At 41.2% G+C, this 19,426-nt stretch carries 17 protein-coding genes and 1 pseudogene; 12 read left to right on the top strand and 6 right to left on the bottom strand.

The features are described 5' to 3' along the window. Positions 1–6: 6 nt before the first annotated feature. The 3 genes from AC4CUX_RS17950 (at position 7) to AC4CUX_RS17940 (ending at position 4,711) form a co-directional block, all read left to right on the top strand. On the top strand, positions 7–456 hold the full coding sequence (locus tag AC4CUX_RS17950) for a GNAT family N-acetyltransferase (protein ID WP_004696669.1): 450 nt from the start codon (positions 7–9) through the stop codon (positions 454–456). A gap of 158 nt (positions 457–614) precedes the next feature. Then, the gene (locus tag AC4CUX_RS17945; protein WP_005401068.1) at positions 615–3,554 is read left to right on the top strand and encodes an insulinase family protein; all 2,940 of its coding nucleotides are present in this window, start codon (positions 615–617) and stop codon (positions 3,552–3,554) included. Between the two features lie 17 nt (positions 3,555–3,571). After that, complete coding sequence (locus AC4CUX_RS17940) at positions 3,572–4,711, top strand: phospholipase A (protein WP_005401069.1); 1,140 nt, start codon at positions 3,572–3,574, stop codon at positions 4,709–4,711. 62 nt (positions 4,712–4,773) lie between these two features. On the opposite strand, the gene AC4CUX_RS17935 is transcribed toward AC4CUX_RS17940, so the two are convergent. Both AC4CUX_RS17935 and AC4CUX_RS17930 read right to left on the bottom strand, forming a co-directional pair. Then, positions 4,774–6,123, bottom strand: coding sequence for a TrkH family potassium uptake protein (locus tag AC4CUX_RS17935; protein WP_005401070.1), 1,350 nt, complete (start codon positions 6,121–6,123; stop codon positions 4,774–4,776). Further along, complete coding sequence (locus AC4CUX_RS17930; RefSeq protein ID WP_004981828.1) at positions 6,120–6,773, bottom strand: potassium channel family protein; 654 nt, start codon at positions 6,771–6,773, stop codon at positions 6,120–6,122. Before AC4CUX_RS17930 ends, AC4CUX_RS17935 begins: the two co-directional genes overlap by 4 nt. Positions 6,774–6,923: 150 nt before the next feature. Here AC4CUX_RS17930 and AC4CUX_RS17925 point away from each other — a divergent pair, with 150 nt between their 5' ends. After that, positions 6,924–7,418 (top strand): hypothetical protein, encoded by a 495-nt coding sequence (locus AC4CUX_RS17925; protein WP_005401071.1) that lies wholly within the window; start codon positions 6,924–6,926, stop codon positions 7,416–7,418. A gap of 40 nt (positions 7,419–7,458) precedes the next feature. Here the strand turns inward: AC4CUX_RS17925 and ilvA are convergent, their stop codons facing one another. Further along, positions 7,459–8,997 (bottom strand): threonine ammonia-lyase, biosynthetic, encoded by a 1,539-nt coding sequence (ilvA, locus tag AC4CUX_RS17920; RefSeq protein ID WP_005401072.1) that lies wholly within the window; start codon positions 8,995–8,997, stop codon positions 7,459–7,461. 107 nt (positions 8,998–9,104) lie between these two features. On the opposite strand from ilvA, the gene rpiA reads away from it, so the two are divergent. The 8 genes from rpiA (at position 9,105) to AC4CUX_RS17880 (ending at position 17,031) form a co-directional block, all read left to right on the top strand. After that, the gene (gene rpiA, locus AC4CUX_RS17915) at positions 9,105–9,776 is read left to right on the top strand and encodes a ribose-5-phosphate isomerase RpiA (RefSeq protein WP_004696685.1); all 672 of its coding nucleotides are present in this window, start codon (positions 9,105–9,107) and stop codon (positions 9,774–9,776) included. Positions 9,777–9,903: 127 nt separating this feature from the next. Next, positions 9,904–10,587, top strand: a complete 684-nt coding sequence (locus AC4CUX_RS17910; protein WP_005401073.1) for a M48 family metallopeptidase — start codon at positions 9,904–9,906, stop codon at positions 10,585–10,587. Between the two features lie 259 nt (positions 10,588–10,846). Next, a complete protein-coding gene (locus AC4CUX_RS17905; RefSeq protein ID WP_039890403.1) occupies positions 10,847–11,881 on the top strand; it encodes a GGDEF domain-containing protein in 1,035 nt (344 codons plus the stop codon). 107 nt (positions 11,882–11,988) lie between these two features. Beyond that, the gene (gene argC, locus AC4CUX_RS17900) at positions 11,989–13,044 is read left to right on the top strand and encodes an N-acetyl-gamma-glutamyl-phosphate reductase (protein WP_171054258.1); all 1,056 of its coding nucleotides are present in this window, start codon (positions 11,989–11,991) and stop codon (positions 13,042–13,044) included. A 79-nt stretch (positions 13,045–13,123) separates the two neighbouring features. Further along, complete coding sequence (locus AC4CUX_RS17895) at positions 13,124–13,870, top strand: DUF6776 family protein (RefSeq protein ID WP_039890406.1); 747 nt, start codon at positions 13,124–13,126, stop codon at positions 13,868–13,870. Positions 13,871–13,887: 17 nt separating this feature from the next. Then, a complete protein-coding gene (gene clpS, locus AC4CUX_RS17890) occupies positions 13,888–14,304 on the top strand; it encodes an ATP-dependent Clp protease adapter ClpS (protein WP_005401077.1) in 417 nt (138 codons plus the stop codon). 9 nt (positions 14,305–14,313) lie between these two features. Beyond that, a complete protein-coding gene (gene clpA, locus AC4CUX_RS17885; RefSeq protein WP_005401078.1) occupies positions 14,314–16,590 on the top strand; it encodes an ATP-dependent Clp protease ATP-binding subunit ClpA in 2,277 nt (758 codons plus the stop codon). Between the two features lie 87 nt (positions 16,591–16,677). Next, positions 16,678–17,031: a YnfA family protein gene (locus tag AC4CUX_RS17880; protein WP_005401079.1), complete on the top strand. Its 354-nt coding sequence runs from the start codon at positions 16,678–16,680 to the stop codon at positions 17,029–17,031. A gap of 27 nt (positions 17,032–17,058) precedes the next feature. Here AC4CUX_RS17880 and AC4CUX_RS17875 read toward each other — a convergent pair whose 3' ends face one another. From AC4CUX_RS17875 to argF, 3 genes and pseudogenes are all read right to left on the bottom strand, one after another. Continuing rightward, positions 17,059–17,532 carry a hypothetical protein gene (locus AC4CUX_RS17875; protein WP_004696701.1) on the bottom strand — a complete coding sequence of 158 codons (474 nt, stop codon included), beginning with the start codon at positions 17,530–17,532 and terminating at the stop codon, positions 17,059–17,061. Between the two features lie 107 nt (positions 17,533–17,639). Continuing rightward, positions 17,640–18,405 (bottom strand): annotated as a pseudogene (locus tag AC4CUX_RS17870) (IS5-like element ISAba31 family transposase). A 77-nt stretch (positions 18,406–18,482) separates the two neighbouring features. Further along, positions 18,483–19,403: an ornithine carbamoyltransferase gene (gene argF / locus AC4CUX_RS17865; protein ID WP_201706579.1), complete on the bottom strand. Its 921-nt coding sequence runs from the start codon at positions 19,401–19,403 to the stop codon at positions 18,483–18,485. Between the last annotated feature and the right edge of the window lie 23 nt (positions 19,404–19,426).

Below are 19,426 nucleotides of genomic sequence, written 5' to 3'. Positions count from 1 at the left end.
GTTTAGATGGAAATTTTAATTCAAGCGGCAGAACAATTACCTCCTCAAATACAAGCTTTGGCACAACTCGCAGCAAAAGAAGGATATGAACCGTTGACCCGCTTGATCGAAGAATATCAAAGCGGAAAAAATCGTTTTGATCAAAAGGGTGAAGTGTTGTTATTGGCCTACGATCAAGACCAATTGATTGCCTGTGGAGGTTTAAATCAGCAATGGGGTGAAAATGAAATCGAGGCGCGTATTGGGCGCGTACGCCGTTTTTATGTACATCCTAAATACCGTAAGAGTGGTGTGGGTCGTCAGTTGTTGGCGCATTTAGAAAAATGTGCACGTCCAAACTTTTCTGCGCTGTGTTTAAATACCGCGGATTTGTCCGCAGCCAGTTTCTATCAGAAGCAAAACTATGTTTTTGTGGAAAATCACCCGAACTATAATTATTTTAAATATCTCATCTAGTTTTACTTTTGAGAACGCTTCCCTCAAAAAGACTGAAATTTGGAAAGCAATGAGATGCTTTTCAAATTTCCAGCAAATTACTCGGGTTTTCAGCGTGAAATCTTTTGACAACTAAAGCTATAATGCAGGCAGTGTATTAATTATTGTTAGGAGATCACATGACTGTAGATGTCACTGAAACCATTTCTCAAACTGTACATCCTGCGTTTCAGTTGGTACGTCAACACCATGTTGAAGCTTTAGACATTTTAGTGTCTGAATATAAACATAAAGTCACTGGGGCAGTGCATTATCACTTGGCCACCAATCATGATGAAAATGTATTCTTGGTTGCCTTTCGCACCCAACCTATGGATTCAAAAGGCGAAGCACATATTTTAGAGCACACAGCACTGTGCGGTTCGGAAAAATTTCCTGTTCGCGATCCGTTCTTTTTAATGATTCGTCGTTCATTGAATACTTTTATGAACGCCTTTACTGCGGCGGACTGGACAGCGTATCCATTTGCGACTCAGAATAAAAAAGATTTCCAAAATTTACTTGAAGTATATTTAGATGCGGCTTTTGCAGCCAATTTGAATCCGCTGGATTTTGCCCAAGAAGGAATCCGCATTGAGCTTGAAAACGGTGAGCCTGTTTATAAAGGTGTAGTTTTCAACGAAATGAAAGGGGCTATGAGTTCGCCTTCAGACCAGTTGTATCATCAGTTAGCGCATCACTTATTTCCTGAAACCACTTACCACTACAACTCAGGTGGCGACCCTAAAGATATTCCAGACTTGACTTACCCTGAGTTGGTGGATTTCTATAAGTCGCATTATCACCCAAGTAACGCAGTTTTCATGACCTTTGGTAATGAACCTGCTTACAATCTACAAGAGCAGTTTGAAACTTTAGCCTTGGCGAAGTTTTCAAAAGGTGAAACGCTATTCTCTAAAGAAGAGCACCGTTTGACTGCACCGCTAGAAGTGACTGAAACCTATGCGGTAGATGCAGAAGATTTAAAAGACAAAACTTATCACATCATTTCGTGGTTATTGCCTAAAGCCAGCGAGATCAAACTACGCTTAGGTATGCGCCTTGTAGAAGGTGTACTGTTAGAAGACTCGGCTTCTCCATTACGTCATTATTTAGAAACGTGTGGTTATGCACAGTCTACTGGCCCGATTATGGGGGTAGATGATTCAAACTACGAAATGACCTTCTACTGTGGCGTACAAGGTTCTAATCCAGAACATACAGCTGAGTTTAAAGCAGGTGTGTTTAAGGTTTTAGAAGACGTCGCTTCAAAACCTGTCGATCAAAACATGGTGGATGCAATTTTACATCAAATTGAATTACATCAACGCGAAATCAATGGTGATGGCATGCCTTACGGTCTAAGCCTGATTTTAAATGGTTTGGGCAGTGCGATTCACCACAGCGACCCAGTCACTGTATGGGATGTGGACTCAGCCATTGCTGCGGTAAAAGAAGAACTGAAAGATCCAATGTGGTTGTCAAATTTAATCAAAACCTATTTGATTGATAACCCGCACCGTGTACAAATGACTTTGGTGCCTGATGCCAATAAATCTGCAGTGGAAGCGGCGGCAGAAAAAGTACGTTTAGCCGAAATTGGTGCGCAGCTAACAGAAGCTGAAAAAGCAGAAATTGAAGCACAAACTGAAGCACTCAAAGTCCGTCAAGATACCCCTGATGACCTTAATCTTTTGCCAAAAGTGGGCTTGGAAGATGTGCCAGCTGAACTGCAAATTGTACAAGGGCAGTTGCGCGAGATTATCTCAAATCGTATCGATTATCCGTTGAATCTTTATCATGCGGGTACCAACGGTATTTACTACAACCAAGTGCTGATCCAGATTCCGCAAGATGTAGTGCAATCGCCATACTTTAACTTGCTGTCCATTTTGATGGGTGAAGTTGGTGCAGGTCAATATGACTATCTAGAACTACAACAACTACAAACTGCGGTGAGTGGTGGTTTAGGTATGGGCGCCTCTTTACGATCTCAAGTAAATGATAAAAATCAAATCAGTGCATGGTTAACGCTGACCACAAAATCGTTGGTGAGTAATTTTGACAGTATTGCATTGTTGAAACTGGCTTTTGAACAACTCCGTTTTGACGAAAAAGATCGTATTATCGAATTGTTGCAACAACGCAAAACCCGTTGGGCATCACGTCTTTCAGGTTCAGGCCACAGTTATGCGATGCAAATTGCAGGACGTAACCACAGTGCGTTGGCAAAACGTGATTATCACAACACGGGCTTAGGTGCATTAAACTGGTTAGGCGATCTAGTCAGCCGTATTGAAAATGATGCAGCAGCTTATAATGATTTGATCAATGAATTAAAAGCGATTCATTTAAAACTTTTACAAGCACCAAAACAGTTCTTACTGGTTTGTGAAGAACATCAGTCAGACCGTTTGGTTGAAGAAGTTCAAAATGTGTGGGACAAGTTAGCCATTCCTGAGCAAACTGTGAGTTTGAAAACGGCTGAGCAGATCGATACCGATGCAGATGAGGCGTGGTTAATTCAAGCCAATGTTCAATTCTGCTCATCAGCTTATCAAGCTGTTGAGGTGTCACATCCAGATGCTGCACCGCTGATGGTACTGGCAGCGTACTTGCGTAATGGTTTCTTACACAGTGCAATTCGTGAAAAAGGTGGGGCTTATGGTGGTGGCGCAAGCTATGACGGCAACGCATGTTCATTCCGCTTCTATAGCTACCGTGACCCGCGTTTGGCTGAAACCTTCAATGACTTTGAAGCCAGTGTGCAATGGTTGCTCAATACTGAGCAAAAGCCACATCAGCTTGAAGAAGCAATTTTAGGTTTGATTGCGGGTATGGACAAACCAGGTTCACCAGCGGGTGAAGCGATTACGGCATGTTATGCACTTTTACATGCACGTACACCAGCCTTCCGTAAGCAGTTACGTAGCAGTCTTTTGGCTGTGAGTTTAGAGGACTTGCAACGTGTGGCGGTACAATACTTGCTTGAACAAAAACCAACGAAAGCCGTGGTTGCACCTATGGCGAAGCGTGATACTTTAATTGAGTTAGGTTTTAGTATTCAACAAGTTCAGTAAAACAATAAGAGGGTCGTATGGCGTTCAACTCATTTGAGCGTTCAACTTTAGTACTGGGCATGACTTTGCTTAGTACTTTGGGTGTCGCTAAAACACATGCACAAATTTCCGAAGTACCTGCAGCTCCTGCAACAGCCGAGGCATGTGTTGCATTGGCATCGAATGCAGACCGTTTGGCTTGTTATGATGCATTATTCAAAATTCCTGAAGCAGTAAAGCCACGCATTGTTTCTGAGCAACGTGCAGCCATGGAAATTGCGCCAGAACCTGAAAATATCACAGGGAAGATTGCACAAGGTGTGAGCTCTGTTTTCGCTTCTGAAGGTCCTAAAATATCCCCAAATTTATCTTTAATGGATAGCCGTTGGGAGCTTTCACCCGAAAGTAAATTAGGGACTTGGAATATTCGTGCTTATCAACCAGTGTATTTAATGCCTGGTTTTTGGACGACAGATAAAAATGAATATCCACAAAGTCCAAATCCGACCAATACGGTAGATGAAGATCAGAACCTAAAGTCAATGGAAGCGAAATTCCAACTGTCTTTAAAAACCAAAGCAGTCGAGAACTTATTTGGAGACAATGGCGATGTTTGGTTAGGTTATACCCAGTCTTCTCGTTGGCAGGTGTATAACGGTGAAGAATCACGTCCGTTCCGTGAAACCAACTATGAGCCTGAAGCCAGTTTGGTTTTCCGTACCAATTATGAACTGTTGGGTTTAAATGGTCGCTTACTGGGATTAACTTTCAACCACCAGTCTAATGGTCGTTCCGATCCGCTGTCGCGTAGTTGGAACCGTGTCATGTTGAATGTGGGTTTTGAAAGAGACAACTTTGCGCTCATGCTGCGCCCTTGGTACCGTCTAGATGAAGATGCAGGTGATGATAATAACCCTGATATTAAGGATTATGTCGGACGGGGTGATTTAACAGCATTCTACCGTTGGAATGAACATGATTTTTCACTCATGCTACGCCATAGTTTAAAAGGTGGCGATGACTCGCGCGGTGCTGCACAGTTTGACTGGGCTTTTCCTATTTCAGGGAAATTGCGTGGCCATTTCCAGTTGTTTGATGGTTATGGCGAAAGCTTAATTGATTATAACCACCGAGCGACTTATGTGGGCTTGGGTGTGTCCTTAATGAATTGGTACTAATTTAGAGACATAAAAATACCACGTTTGATACGTGGTTTTTTTATGTTTAAGTGTTAGGTGTTTTAACCAATTTGAATATCGGCAGTTGGATGTTTTAAACGGCTCTTTTTTGGCGTCGCAATCAGGTAGGCTAGTGTTAAAGGACCTAAACGACCTGCAAACATCAAGAGCATCAGAATAAATAAACTTGCAGGTTGAAGTTCACCCGTGATGCCGCGTGACAAACCGACAGTACAAGCGGCTGAAATGGCTTCAAATAACAAATCCATAAACTGATGATTAGGCTCGATTAAGGATAAAGTAAAGATGCCTAAGAAAATAAGTGCTGTGGTAATAGAGACAACAGCCATCGCCTTAAAAGAGGTTTTTTGAGAAATAGAGTGATTGAACACGCGAATTTCATCTTCACGTCTAAGGAAGCTAATCACGCTGAGTAAAACAATAATAAAAGTACCTACTTTAATCCCGCCCGCGGTACTCATCGAGCCGCCCCCAATGAACATCAGTAACATGGTCACGAGGGTCGAAGCATCTTTCATTTGTGCTAAATCAAGACTGTTAAAGCCCGATGAACGAGGCACGGTGGCATGGAACCATGCATTTAAAGCTTGGTCACCTAAGCTCATTGGCGCTAAAGTGAGGGGATTGTTCGATTCAATCGCCCATAAGAGAACAAAAGCAATCAGGTTCAAACCTGCAATGGTGGATAAAATCAGTTTGCTATTGGTACTTAAGCCTTTCCAACGTTTGCTGCGTTTAATGTCCATTAACACCACAAAACCTGTCCCACCAATGATGTATAGCATACTGATGGTAAAGGTAATGAGATACTGACCCGAGAAGCTCATTAGACTGTTGGGAAACAGTGAAAAGCCACCATTGTTAAATGCGGATACACTGTAAAAAGCCGCATAAAACAGAGCTTGATTGAAGTTGTAATCTTCTAACCATGCAATGGTCAAAATAACCGTGCCGATCGCTTCAAAAAATAAGGAATACAGCAGTACCCCTTTAATGGTGAAGGATACTTTGGATAAGCTGGTTTGGCCAATGGTCTCTTGCGCCATGATTTGTTGCTTTAAACCGAGTTTGGTCGACAGACTCAGTGCGGCTAAAATTGCAAAAGTCATAAAGCCTAAGCCACCAATTTGAATCAGTAGCATGATGATGATTTTACCTGTTACGGTAAAAGTTTCACCGACATTCACCACAGACAGTCCCGTAATGGTGACTGCTGAGCTGGCGGTGAACAAAGAGTGAATCCAACTGAGTTCACCGTGGTGTGAAATGGGTAGCTTTAATAACAGGGTCCCAATAATAATAAAACTCAAAAACCCTAAAGCCAGCAGGCTGGGCGGGCTTAAATTAATGGTGCTATTTTTTGGGGTTTGCCATTCTTTGACTTTTTTCATGATTTGAACCGTGCTGAAAGACGACGTAATGTTTCAACTAAACCTTCAACAACTAGAATATCACCCACTTGTAAAATTAAATTGGGGTCAATGCTGTACAAAACGTTTTTTCCGCGTTTATGGAGTAATGTTTTCACATCAGGTGCTTGATCCATCAGTTGGTGGAAGCGAGTCCCTTGTAGTTTTTCATCAATTTCAATTTTGACAATATAGTGATTATCTTCAAGCGCCATATAGCGACTGACCATGGGGTAGCATAAAGACTGCGCAATCCGCACGCCCATGTCCTCTTCAGGGTGAATAATTTTACTAATCCCTAAATGGCTTAAAATCATATGGTGCGACTTTGATTTGGCTTTGACCCAAATTTTTTCAACCCCAATATTTTTGAGGTGCAGTACACATAAAATACTGGCTTCAATATTTTCACCAATTGCGACCACCACGGCATCGCAGTTTTTAATATTTAATTCATCGAGGACATGTTCATCTGTTGCGTCGGCGATGACAGCATGGGTCACCTGCTCAGAAATATTTTCAACATATTTTTTTTCACTATCGATACCAATGACATCATGTCCCAGTTCAATGAGTTGAGTTGCAACTGTGGCTCCAAAGCTTCCTAAACCAATCACTGCAAATTGTGCCATGTCATCTTTCCTTTAAATTTTTTTATACGTCGATTGTTAACGAATGTTGTGCCAAATTTCACAAGATGTCATCTTTATACAGACACGCTATTTTCGATCAACCGCGCTTTGCCTTATACCAATATATCACTCATCCAAAGGAGTATATAAATGCGGAAGACACTGTATGAATCCCTCAGGATCGCATTTCCAGAATTGAATGATACCGCAATTCCAGAAGAACAAGATGAGTTCGAGCACTTTGTACGTTGGTTGAATACCTATTATTCAAACATTCAAAAAATAGAACTCGATGATTTTCGACAAAATGGTATTGATGAATGCCATCGACTCCAGCAGTTAGGTATTGACTTAGACGAGCTGAAAAACCAAATTAATGATGATATGGCGTCTTTTTATCAAATGTATGACAGTGAGGAAGAAGAAACCTCAGACATGCATGGTTATGATTTTGAATTTAGTTTTGATGTTATTTTTAATCACATTAAAATTTTTATTGAGCCTTATGAACTCAGTTTACTGGTTATCGAGCGGGAGAACCCCTATTGGCTGTTGGTACCGCATAATGATGAGCTGATAGATAGAATTATTGTTACGTATAACCACACGTTTGGTGATGAAGAGCCGATACAGCTCATAGAATAAAACCGCCTCGAAGGGCGGTTTTATGTATGTATTGAATCTTTTATTTTAAGAAACGTTGATAACCTAGGTTATTGGTAATTTCTTCATATGGATACGAAATACTTTCTAAGGTTTCAATCAAACCATCTGGGTTTTGTTTCGCATCACTTGCTTCTAAACCAACAAGGACACGACCTTCCGCCGCACCATGGTTACGGTAGTGGAATAGGGTAATGTTATGCGTAGGGCCAAGGCGTTCGAGGAACATTAATAGCGCACCTGGACGTTCAGGGAACTCAACACGGAACAAACGCTCGTTTTCAAGGTCTGCATGCCCACCAATTAGGTAGCGAATATGCAGTTTTGCCACTTCATCATCAGATAAGTCATCGACATCGAACTGAGTTTTGAGTGCTTCAAAAATATCGTGACGCTCTTTTTCACCGCCTTTTAAGCTAATGCCGACAAAGACTTGCGCTGCACTGGCATCGCTCGCACGGTAGTTAAACTCGGTGATATTACGACCTTGTAGTGCTCGGCAGAAATTCAGGAATGAACCTTTTTTCTCTGGAATGGTCACAGCAAAAATAGCTTCTTTACGTTCACCTAATTCAGTACGTTCTGCAATATAACGTAAACGGTCAAAGTTCATGTTGGCACCACATACAATTGAGACGATGTTTTGCCCAATCAGCTCGTGTTTTTCAATATATTTTTTAATCCCTGCCAAGGCCATTGCACCTGATGGTTCAACGATGCTACGACACTCATCATAGGTGTCTTTAATGGCGGCACAAATTTCATCGGTATTGACTAAAACCACTTCACGCTCAACGATCGGACCTGAGTTATCCGACTTTTGTAGTTGAATCACTTCAAATGGTTTTTCACCAATTTGTGCGACAGCCGTACCGTCGGCAAATAAGCCGACTTGAGGCAGTACAACTCGTTCACCAGCTTCAAATGCGGCTTTTAAACAAGCAGATTCGTCATATTCAACAGGAATGACTTTGACATGTGGTGCAACATCGCCTAAGTAGGCTGCTACACCAGCAATTAAACCACCGCCACCAACAGCGACGAAGACATAGTCGACATCGCGCCATTGGCGCAAAATTTCATTGCCAATCGTGCCTTGACCTGCCATGACCAGTTCATCGTCATAGGGTGGAATAAAACTCATACCGTCTTCTGCAGCACGTTGAATTGCGTATTTGTTTGCAACATCAAAAGAGTCACCGTGGAGAACCACTTCACCGCCTAAGCGTTTGACTGCCTGAACTTTAATATCTGGGGTGGTTTTTGGCATCACAATAATGGCACGAATCCCGAGTTTTTTACCTGACAGTGCTACGCCTTGGGCATGGTTGCCAGCAGATGCGGTAATCACACCACGTTCAAGCTGAGCTCTAGGAAGTTGGCTAATGCGGTTATAGGCACCGCGCAGCTTAAATGAAAAGACAGGTTGTAAGTCTTCACGTTTAAAACGAATGTTGTTATTGAGTTTCTCACTAATTCGAGGTGCCGCTTCGAGTGGAGTTTCGATTGCAACATCGTAGACTGTTGCTTGTAATATTTGTCGAACCAAACGAGACAGCATGTTAATTTCCCATTTAACAGTTTAAAATAGAGGGTCATTGTAACAAACCCCTGTACATTTGGGCTGTAAAATCAGCAACAAATGTCAAAAAATAGTTGAGCCAAATTATGAGTCTGTATGCTACCCAAGATGAAAAAAAGCAAGCTGCTGCAAAAGCTGCCTTAAAGCACTTACCTAAAGGTGGCATTTTAGGGGTGGGTACAGGCAGCACCGTCAATTTCTTAATTGAGCTTTTGCCCGAGCTTCAGCTTGAGGCGGCTGTGGCAAGTTCAGAAGCAACGGCTGAGCGCTTAAAGAAATTAGGCATTGAAGTGGTTGATATGAACTCTGTAGGCGGTTTAGATGCCTATGTAGATGGTGCAGACGAAATTGACCGTCATATGCATATGATCAAAGGTGGTGGTGCCGCACTGACTCGCGAGAAAATCGTGGCTTCAATTGCGAGAAAATTTGTTTGTATCGTTGATGACTCTAAGTGGGTTGATCAATTGGGGCGTGACTTCCCACTTCCGATTGAAGTGATTCCAATGGCTCGTTCAGCTGTGGCACGTAAAATTGTAGCGCTCGGTGGTGATCCTGCTTACCGTGAAGGCGTGGTGACGGATAATGGTAACGTGATTTTAGACGTTTATAACTTAAATATCTTGAATGCGCTTGAGCTTGAAAAAACCATTAACGACATTCCAGGTGTGGTGTGTAATGGTATTTTTGCAATCAATAAAGCAGATGTGGCAGTTGTTGCAACAGACAGCGGTATTGAAGAACGTACCGCTGTTTAATTTTAAATCTTCCCTAAGCTCTTCTTTGAAAAAGAGGGGCTAAAAGCAAAAACATTTTTATCTTATGTTTTTCTCCCTCCTTTCAAAAGGAGGGTCGGGAGGATGATTCAATAAAAGAATAATATTAATGACCTTAGCAGACCTACCTGAAATTCAAATTACCCATCATGCACGTGCGACCCGGTTACGACTTCGTGTTGAACCAACTCAAATTCGTTTAACCGTGCCTAAGTTTTGTAGCAAACGGCAAATTCAGGATTTTTTAAATCAATCTGAACAGTGGATGGTTGAAACTTGGCAGAAGCAACAAGCCAGTCTGGTACAGATAGATCGAACCCTTCCCGCAGAGTTGCAGTTATTTAATCGCCAAAATACTTTAACGGTGAGCTATAAAACACAAAAAAATGCGTATATTTTGGATGAGCACAATCACCAGCTTTGGATCAGTGACCGTCAGCCTGAAAGTTATTTAAAATCTTTTGTAATTGCATATGCCAAACAGCACTTGCCTGTTTATTTGCAACAGATTAGTCATGAAACTGGTTTAAAATTTGCACAATGTTCAATTCGTCAACCCAAAACCCGCTGGGGGAGTTGTAGTGCCAAACACGACATCATGCTTAACAGTGCTTTAGTGTTGTTTCCTGAAGCCATTACCCGTTATGTCTGTGTGCATGAACTCGCACATACGCAACATTTTGATCATAGTGCACGTTTTTGGGCTGAAGTTGCTAAATATGATGCCGCCTTTCAACAGCATCGAAAAACCTTAAAAACAACCGCATTGCCGTATTGGTGGGCAAGCGCTTAAAGTTAATTTTACGTGTAGAATTTAAAAATATTTTCTTCTGATTGATTGAGCGTGAGTCAAAAAATGCTCTAAACTTCATGATCTAAGGTAAACATTCCTCAATTTCAGTCCAAAGATCTCAAATGTGAATTTTACAGATATCCACTATTTTGTATTAATTGTTCCAGCTTGCCTGATTTTAATGGGAAGCTTGCTTTTAATATGTCATTTTGCTTTTAGGGCTCCCTCATATTTATTGTGGCTCGGGCTTGGATATATTGTGCCTTCATTTTCTGTGGCTGCGCAAAGTTTTATGTCGAATAAGCAGTTGGCTTTGTCGGCACCTATTTTAGGCAGTATGTATTTGTTTGGCGCATGGGCCAGCGCTTATGCTATGGGCTTAAGAAAGAATGCGAATGCACGTCCATATTGGTGTCTGGCCTTGATCATCATGGCTTTACTTTCACTCAGTTATTATTCCTATGTAGATGATCAACTGTGGATCAGAATGCTGATTTTGAACATTTCAATTGCATTGGTTGAGTCTTTGGTTTTGTTTTCAATGTTTAAACATTATCAAGGGATTGATTTGCTCAATAAAATAGTCGACTTTTCCTACTTGTTTATTGTGCTGTATACCTTTGTTCGCGGAATCATTATTTTTCTCTTTTTAAGAAATATCGAAGCAGACATGCTGGCAAACTCAGTCTGGTGGTTGATGATGCTTGCTGCGAGCATTATCTTAAGTATGTGGTTTGCAATAGTGCTGCTCGGAACCTTGGTGCGCGATATTATCCATCAACTCAATGATGAGCGGCTAAGAGATCCGCTAACACATTTATTCAATCAACGTGGCTTTAACGAAGCCGCTAAACGAAAGTTGCATCAGCTCTCTAAACAGCCTTATTTCTTGCTCATGTGTGATATTGACCATTTTAAGAAAATTAATGACACCTATGGGCATTTGGTAGGTGATCAAATTTTACAACAAGTCGTTGAAATTATTGGGCAAAATGTTCGTACGCACGATTTAGTAGGGCGTTTCGGCGGAGAGGAGTTCATTGTCTTATTGCAAATTGATGACCCCACGCTGGCTTATAATATTGCCAATCGTATTCGTTTAGGTATTGCCGATGCACGATTATCCTCAAAAAATATTGCCGTGACAGCAAGTTTTGGACTGGCTGCAGTACATCAACCCAACTTAAAATATGCCATACATGATGCCGATCAATTGTTATATCAGGCGAAACATTCGGGACGAAATCAGATTGGTTTTGAGCCTGCACAGAGTATATTGGGTGTGTCTCATTAGATGTCGATAGCACTAAAAACGCATAAATTCCAAGTAAAACAGTTTAGAAAGCAGAAACTTCCTGTCATACTAGGCAGTTACGAAATGGACAGTTTAAGTTTGAGGTAATACACGTGATTTCAGTTGGTATTGTCGGTGGTACAGGTTATACAGGCGTTGAATTGTTGCGTCTTTTACTACGACACCCAAATGTGCAAGTAAGCGTATTAACATCGCGTACAGAAGACGGTCGCCGTGTAGATGATATGTTCCCAAGCCTACGTGGACATACCGAACTTAAATATTCAGATTTGAATATTGATGAACTGAAAAAATGTGATGTGGTGTTCTTTGCGACACCGCATGGCGTTGCCATGAAGCATGCCGAAGAGTTGGTGGCTGCAAATACTAAAGTGATTGACCTTGCCGCAGACTTCCGTTTACAAGACTTAGAACAGTTTGAAAAATGGTATGGTATGCAACATGCGTGCCCTGAACTACTGAAAGACTCGGTTTATGGTTTGTCTGAATTAAACCGTGAACAGATTAAACATGCCAATGTCATTGGTAACCCTGGTTGTTATCCAACAACAGTACAACTGGGTTTAGCGCCGTTATTTAAGCAAAACGACACATTAGTTAAACCTGAAAGCATTATTATTGATGCAAAATCAGGTGTGTCTGGTGCAGGCCGTAAAGCCAGCCTTGGTATGATCTATTCTGAAAATGCTGATAATTTCAAAGCTTATGGCGTTGCAGGTCACCGTCATCATCCTGAAATTGTGGAAGCGTTGGAAAATATTTCAGGCTTAAAAGAGGTGTTTAACCACATTTTGTTTGTTCCGCATTTGGTGCCAATGATTCGTGGCATGCTGAGCACGATTTATGTGGACTTAACCGATGCGGGTGAAGCTGCTGATTTGCAAAGTTTATATGAACAGTTTTATGCCAATGAAGCTTTTGTCGATGTGATGCCTGCGGGAAGTTCACCAGAGACACGTTCTGTGCGGGGTGCAAATCAACTACGTATTGCGCTGTATAAACCACAACCGAAAAAATTAGTGGTCATTTCTGTACAAGACAATTTGGTTAAAGGGGCAGCAGGTCAGGCCGTTCAAAACATGAACTTAATGTTTGGGTTTGCTGAAACTGCAGGCCTAGACGGAATTGGTTTATTACCATAAAAAACGTTTTAAAACTTCACACACATTTAGATTTCGATTTAAATGTGTGTTTTGAATTGAATCAAAATAAGAGATGACGATGCCGAACACTGACACAAATATGACGTCACAACAGCCTGAACCTGCAAAGCCGTTTTTACAGACCAATAAGCCTTTGGCAATTGGTGCTGTAATATTGATGGTTGCAAGTGGACTATTGGGCTATACCGTCGGACATCGTCAGGGTTTAACGGTGGTAGGATTTGATGCAGATGCTGAGCAACTGGTTGAAGTGGTACAAAAGCAAAAGACCAGTCTGGATGCTTTAAATAAAAACTACAATGCTGCTGTTCAGGAGCGTGACGTTGCTGTAACCAATTCAAATGAGCTGTATTTGTCATTGCAAAAAGCTCTGGATCAACAAGCGCAATCTGAAACCACTGCTGTGATTTACCGTGAGGTTTTACGTCAACGCGGCGGTATTCCACTGGCTGTGCAGCATATTGCGATTAAACCGTTGCCTGAAAATGCATTTGAATATCAACTTGACTTGGTTCAAGTCAGTCCATCTAAACGTGCAGCTTCAGGTACAGTTGAACTCCGACTCATTCGTGGTACAGAGGTTTTAGTTGTGCCTCTTGAAGACAAAAACTTTAACTTTGAAAACTATGAGCGCTTAACAGGGCGTTGGACGATGCCTAAAGGCTTTACGCCACAGTTTATCGAAGTCCGTTTAACAGGTAGCACACCAGTGACACGACGCTTTAGTTGGTCACGTGGTGAGGCCGTAGAAAGTCAATCTGCATTTGTCTCTGAAATCCCTCAGGCTGAGGCGAATGCACAATAATTGTGAATTGTAAGTTTATGGGTATCTCTAAGCGTTCAACGTGTTTAAATGAAATCAAGCAGTCTTTTCATGAATCTGGCTATGTCGATTGGCATATCAGCCCGCGCTTGAGCAATGATGAACCGAATGAAGAAGAAAATGGGGATGTCGCTGTCCAAACTGCGCCACCAGAACTTAAGCGTCCGCCACTCTATGCTGTCGTTTTAATGAACGATGACTACACCCCAATGGACTTTGTTATTGAAATTTTACAACAATACTTTGCTTTGAATCTTGACCAAGCCACTCAAGTAATGCTAACTGTACATTATGAAGGAAAAGGTGTTGCAGGCGTTTACCCGAGAGACATCGCGGAAACAAAAGCAAACCAAGTCAATAATTACGCTCGGTCTCAAGGTCATCCTTTACTTTGTCAGATTGAGCCGAAAGATTAAGGGGGTTCCATGCTCAGTCGTCAATTAGAAGTATCCTTACGTTTGGCTGTTAGTATGGCTCGACAAAAGAGACATGAATTCCTAACCGTTGAACATTTATTATTGGCTTTACTCGATAATGATTCGGCCGTAAATGCATTGAAAGCCTGTGGTGCAGATATTATTGTGCTTCGCAAAGAGCTTGAAGAATATGTAGAGCAGCACACCCCTAAGCTGGGCGAAAACAGTGATCAAGCCCCGCATCCAACCGAAAGTTTTGACCGTATCTTACAACGTGCAATTTTCCATGTGCAATCAAGCGGTGGTGATCGTACAGTTGAAGGTGCAGACATTTTAGTGGCGATGTACTCTGAACGTGACTCTTTTGCAGTCTACCTCTTGAAACGCCATCAAATTAACCGTTTAACTCTGACACAATACTTGGCCCACGGCACACGTAAAGACGAAGTGCAAGTGGAAGAAGAAATTGAAGATCTTGATGGTGAATCGACCAGTTCAAGCAACGCAGGCCCTTTAGAGCTCTATACAACCAACTTAAATGTTGAGGCACAAAAGGGCAAAACGGATCCTTTAATTGGTCGTGAAAAAGAAATTGAGCGTGCAGCACAAATTCTATGCCGTCGCCGTAAAAATAACCCGTTATTGGTCGGTGATCCTGGTGTCGGTAAAACATCGATTGCTGAAGGTTTAGCTTGGCTCATTGTTAATGGTAAAGCACCGAAACCATTGGCAAATGCTGAAGTGTATAGCTTGGACATTGGTGCTTTGGTGGCAGGAACCAAATACCGTGGTGACTTTGAAAAACGTTTAAAACAGCTTTTGAACGCGTTGAAAAAGAAACCAGAAGCAGTTTTGTTTATTGACGAAATCCACATGATTATTGGTGCAGGCTCAAGTATGGGTAGCACGATGGATGCGTCAAACTTGATTAAACCCGCTTTGGCCAATGGTTCATTGCGCTGCATCGGTTCAACCACATTCCAAGAATACCGCCAAGTCTTTGAAAAAGATCATGCATTGTCACGACGTTTCCAAAAAATTGATGTCAATGAGCCATCTATATCAGAAACGATTGATATTCTACGTGGTTTGAAGAGCAAGTTTGAAGATTTCCATCATGTTAAATATGATGACAAAGCTTTAATTTCTGCGGTTGAGCTGTCTGCGAAGTTCATTAATGATCGTTTCTTGCCGGATAAAGCCATTGATGTCATTGATGAAGCAGGGGCACAACGTCGTCTGAAAGCTGAACAAGATGACACCTTGATTACCGTGGAAAATATTGAAGATATCGTGTCGAAAATTGCACGTATTCCACCAAAAACTGTGTCTAAAGATGACAAGACCGTTCTTGAAAATCTTGAACGTGATTTAAAACGTGTGGTCTTTGGTCAAGATGAAGCCATTGAAGCTTTAGGCTCAGCAATTAAGCTGTCGCGTGCAGGCTTAAAATCACCAGATAAGCCTGTGGGTAGTTTTGTTTTTGCAGGCCCAACTGGGGTAGGGAAAACAGAAGTCACCAAGCAGCTTGCGAAATTACTGGGTGTTGAGCTGGTTCGTTTCGATATGTCGGAGTATATGGAACGCCATGCGGTTTCACGTTTGATCGGTGCGCCTCCGGGTTATGTGGGCTTTGATCAAGGCGGTCTATTGACCGATGCGATTCATAAAAACCCGCACTGTGTATTATTGCTAGACGAGATTGAAAAAGCACATCCAGACGTGTTCAACTTATTGTTGCAAATCATGGATCATGGTTCATTGACTGATAACAATGGTCGTAAATCAGACTTCCGTAATGTGGTGTTGGTCTTGACCACAAATATTGGCGCGGAAAGTATTTCTCGCGTGAGTATTGGCTTCATGGATCAAGACAATAGCAATGATAACCAAGATGCAATGAAGAAAGCATTTTCTCCAGAGTTCCGTAACCGTTTAGACAGTGTGATTCAGTTTAAAGCTTTACCTACGACAGTAATTGAAAATGTAGTGGATAAGTTCTTAACTGAATTGCAAGCACAACTCGATGATAAAAAAGTCATTCTTGAAGTGGATCAGAGTGCGCGTGAGTGGATGGCTGAAAATGGCTATGACCGTTTAATGGGCGCTCGCCCAATGCAACGACTCATTCAAGAGCATTTGAAAAAACCGCTGGCTGAAATGATTCTATTTGGTGAGCTTGCAGAACATGGTGGCAATGTTGCGGTCTCTGTGAAGAACGAAAATGGTAAAGCGGTGGGTCTAAAACTTGAAGTTTTTGAAGACCAAACGGCTGAACCTGCTTAAAAATTGCTACATAATAAAAAACCCGTGTTCGCACGGGTTTTTTATTGAAAAAGTATTTAACAGTTAGAAGTAATAAAAGTAGGTTGTATGGATATTCAATTGACGAAAGTTTTAAGTACATTTGTACTGTTTTTGGTAACCGCTGTGATGGAAATATTAGGCTGTTATTTCCCTTATTTGATTTTAAATCAGGGAAGAAGTCATTGGTTGTGGATTCCTACAGCTTTAGCGCTAGGTGCTTTTGTGTGGTTGTTGACTTTACATCCGGCTGCGTCAGGACGTATTTATGCCGCTTATGGCGGAATTTATATTTTTACCGCATTGCTATGGTTGCGTTATGTCGATCAAGTATATTTATCCCGTTGGGACATAATGGGTGGGGCAGTGGTGTTGATTGGTGCGGCCATGATTATCTTACAACCGCAAGGATTGGTTCGCTAAAGTAGAGAACCAATCGCTAGAAAGGTACTATTTGATACCACAATCTTTTTGCTTTAATTCTAAATCGTAGCTATTTTTCTCAGAGCTGAGCTGTAATTTTACAATGTAGGGATTATGGCGTTGATATTGATGCTCGAAGAAAATATTGCAGTTTTGCACAACATTCTTTTTAATCACTTTTTGAACTTCTTTCGCACCCAAATCCTGTTCAAACTGCGCGAAATCAGGGGTAATGATCAAGCCTTTAAGCTCGGTACGGTCTGCATATAGATTAAATTGTTCAATGATAGTGTTGTTATCAATTTCAATTGGGAGGGTTCGAGAGTCTTCTGCAGTTAATACCGTTAATATTTCATTCAACGTTTCTGGTTGCTTAATTTTAAAATTTTGATCAATAATTTGTTTGGATTGTAAGTAGTCATCAAACTCTGAGGCTTGAACCTGAAAAAACGTAGAGCTTAGAATTGTAGCAAGGCACAGGCCAGTTTTTTTGAAATGCATGGAAAGTGTCGCTTATAAAAATTATGTTCCGATTATAGCTTTGCTCGTATAAAAAAAGCACCCTTAGGTGCTTTTCGTTGAAAAAATTAATTAGGGTCTGTTGACATTTACTGTTCATAATTAACCCTATAAAGGTAGCCATAAAAATATACTGGCTAAAGCAACAGAACTTTGATAATTTCTTTTGAGCTTGTCATATCGAGTAGCTATTCCTCTAAATTGCTTTAATCTACAAAACATATTTTCAACTAAATGCCTGATTTTATATAAATACCAGTCCATATGGTCATTGTTCGATTGGCTATTTGTTTTCTTTGGTATATTCGCTTTAGTCCCTGTTTTCCTGATCTGTTCACGCAGTGGTTCTGAATCATAGCCTTTATCTGCACATACCACTTTTGTCTCTTTTAAATCTAATGTTGATATTAAATCAGGTGCAACTTTAACATCATGTGTGGTTCCATCGGTAATCATGAAATCAATAGGATTGCCATGTGCATCAACAATCAAATGTATTTTTGAGAAGTTTCCTCCTACACTTTTAGAAATAGATTGATTCGCTATACCGGCAGAATGTTGATGAGCACGTACATGAGAGCCATCAATAAAAATCCACTCCATATCGAGGCATGAAGCTAGTAATTTGAATAATCTAAGTAACTTACCGCTGCTTGACCAACGATTAAAACGTTTGAAAATAGAGTTTGAATGACCAAAACAACAAGGAATATCTCGCCACGGACAGCCTGTTCTAATTCTATAGAGAATAGCTTCAATAAAATTGCGTAAATTTGAGTTGTGGTGAATGGATAAATTACGCAGAATAACTTTCAACTTTTGCCAGTGTTGATCTGTCAGCATGGTACGAGGCATAGCGAATAGTAAAATTGGGTTTGGCGATTTGATTTTACTACTTCGCTATTTTTTTAAGCTAAAAGTGTCAACACACCCTAATCTTTCTTAGTATTTTCATTGATTAAAAACTCAACCAATGCTTTTTGTGCATGTAAGCGGTTTTCAGCTTCATCCCAAACCACGGCATTTTTATGGTCGAGCATCTTTTCAGAAATTTCTTCGCCGCGATGCGCAGGTAAACAATGCATAAATAAACAATCAGGATGAGCAAGATTCATAAGACGTTCATTCACTTGATAGTCTGCAAAAGCAGCTTCACGAATTTTTTGCTCTTCTTCTTGGCCCATGCTTGCCCATACATCGGTCACGATGAGGTCTGCATTTACGGCAGCATCTTCAGCTGAGTTAACCAGTTCTGCACAATGTGCAAATTCACTTAAAAATTCTGCTTTGGGTTCATAACCTTTAGGTGCAGCAATTTTTAACTTGAAGCCCCACATATGTGCAGCTTCAATATATGAATTACACATGTTGTTGCCATCACCAATCCACGCTACCGTTTTGCCTGCAATGGGCCCACGATGTTCAACAAAAGTTTGAACATCTGCAAGTAGTTGGCAAGGGTGGTGATCATCAGTTAAAGCATTAATCACAGGAACTTTTGAATAAGAGGCAAAACGTTCAACAATGTCATGTCCAAAAGTACGGATCATCACAATATCCAACATACTTGAAATTACGCGTGCTGAATCTTCAATCGGTTCACCACGACCCAATTGGGTGTCTCGTGGAGAGAGAAAAATTGCACTGCCACCAAATTGGCTCATGCCTGCTTCGAACGATACACGGGTACGGGTGCTCGATTTTTCAAAAATCATACCCATGACTTTACCAACAAACGGTTGGAATACTTCGCTGTTGTGCTGTTTACGCTTTAGTTCGATACCGCGTTGTACAACTTGGTTCAGTTCTAAAGTAGATAAATCGCGTAAGGTAAGAAAGTGACGTAGAGCCATTGTTACTCCACAATAATTGCTGA

Source organism: Acinetobacter sp. 231_lipA (assembly GCF_058243005.1).
This window is presented reverse-complemented; position numbering and strand designations above follow the sequence as displayed.

Bases quoted from the DNA above. Each gene is read 5' to 3' on its own strand.
- AC4CUX_RS17950 (WP_004696669.1), top strand. From the start codon at position 7: ATGGAAATTTTAATTCAAGCGGCAGAACAATTACCTCCTCAAATACAA.
- rpiA (WP_004696685.1), top strand. From the start codon at position 9,105: ATGAGTCTGTATGCTACCCAAGATGAAAAAAAGCAAGCTGCTGCAAAA.
- ilvA (WP_005401072.1), bottom strand. From the start codon at position 8,997: ATGCTGTCTCGTTTGGTTCGACAAATATTACAAGCAACAGTCTACGAT.
- clpA (WP_005401078.1), top strand. From the start codon at position 14,314: ATGCTCAGTCGTCAATTAGAAGTATCCTTACGTTTGGCTGTTAGTATG.
- AC4CUX_RS17945 (WP_005401068.1), top strand. From the start codon at position 615: ATGACTGTAGATGTCACTGAAACCATTTCTCAAACTGTACATCCTGCG.
- AC4CUX_RS17910 (WP_005401073.1), top strand. From the start codon at position 9,904: ATGACCTTAGCAGACCTACCTGAAATTCAAATTACCCATCATGCACGT.
- AC4CUX_RS17930 (WP_004981828.1), bottom strand. From the start codon at position 6,773: ATGGCACAATTTGCAGTGATTGGTTTAGGAAGCTTTGGAGCCACAGTT.
- AC4CUX_RS17880 (WP_005401079.1), top strand. From the start codon at position 16,678: ATGGATATTCAATTGACGAAAGTTTTAAGTACATTTGTACTGTTTTTG.
- argF (WP_201706579.1), bottom strand. From the start codon at position 19,403: ATGGCTCTACGTCACTTTCTTACCTTACGCGATTTATCTACTTTAGAA.
- AC4CUX_RS17875 (WP_004696701.1), bottom strand. From the start codon at position 17,532: ATGCATTTCAAAAAAACTGGCCTGTGCCTTGCTACAATTCTAAGCTCT.
- AC4CUX_RS17895 (WP_039890406.1), top strand. From the start codon at position 13,124: ATGCCGAACACTGACACAAATATGACGTCACAACAGCCTGAACCTGCA.
- clpS (WP_005401077.1), top strand. From the start codon at position 13,888: ATGGGTATCTCTAAGCGTTCAACGTGTTTAAATGAAATCAAGCAGTCT.
- AC4CUX_RS17925 (WP_005401071.1), top strand. From the start codon at position 6,924: ATGCGGAAGACACTGTATGAATCCCTCAGGATCGCATTTCCAGAATTG.
- AC4CUX_RS17935 (WP_005401070.1), bottom strand. From the start codon at position 6,123: ATGAAAAAAGTCAAAGAATGGCAAACCCCAAAAAATAGCACCATTAAT.
- AC4CUX_RS17940 (WP_005401069.1), top strand. From the start codon at position 3,572: ATGGCGTTCAACTCATTTGAGCGTTCAACTTTAGTACTGGGCATGACT.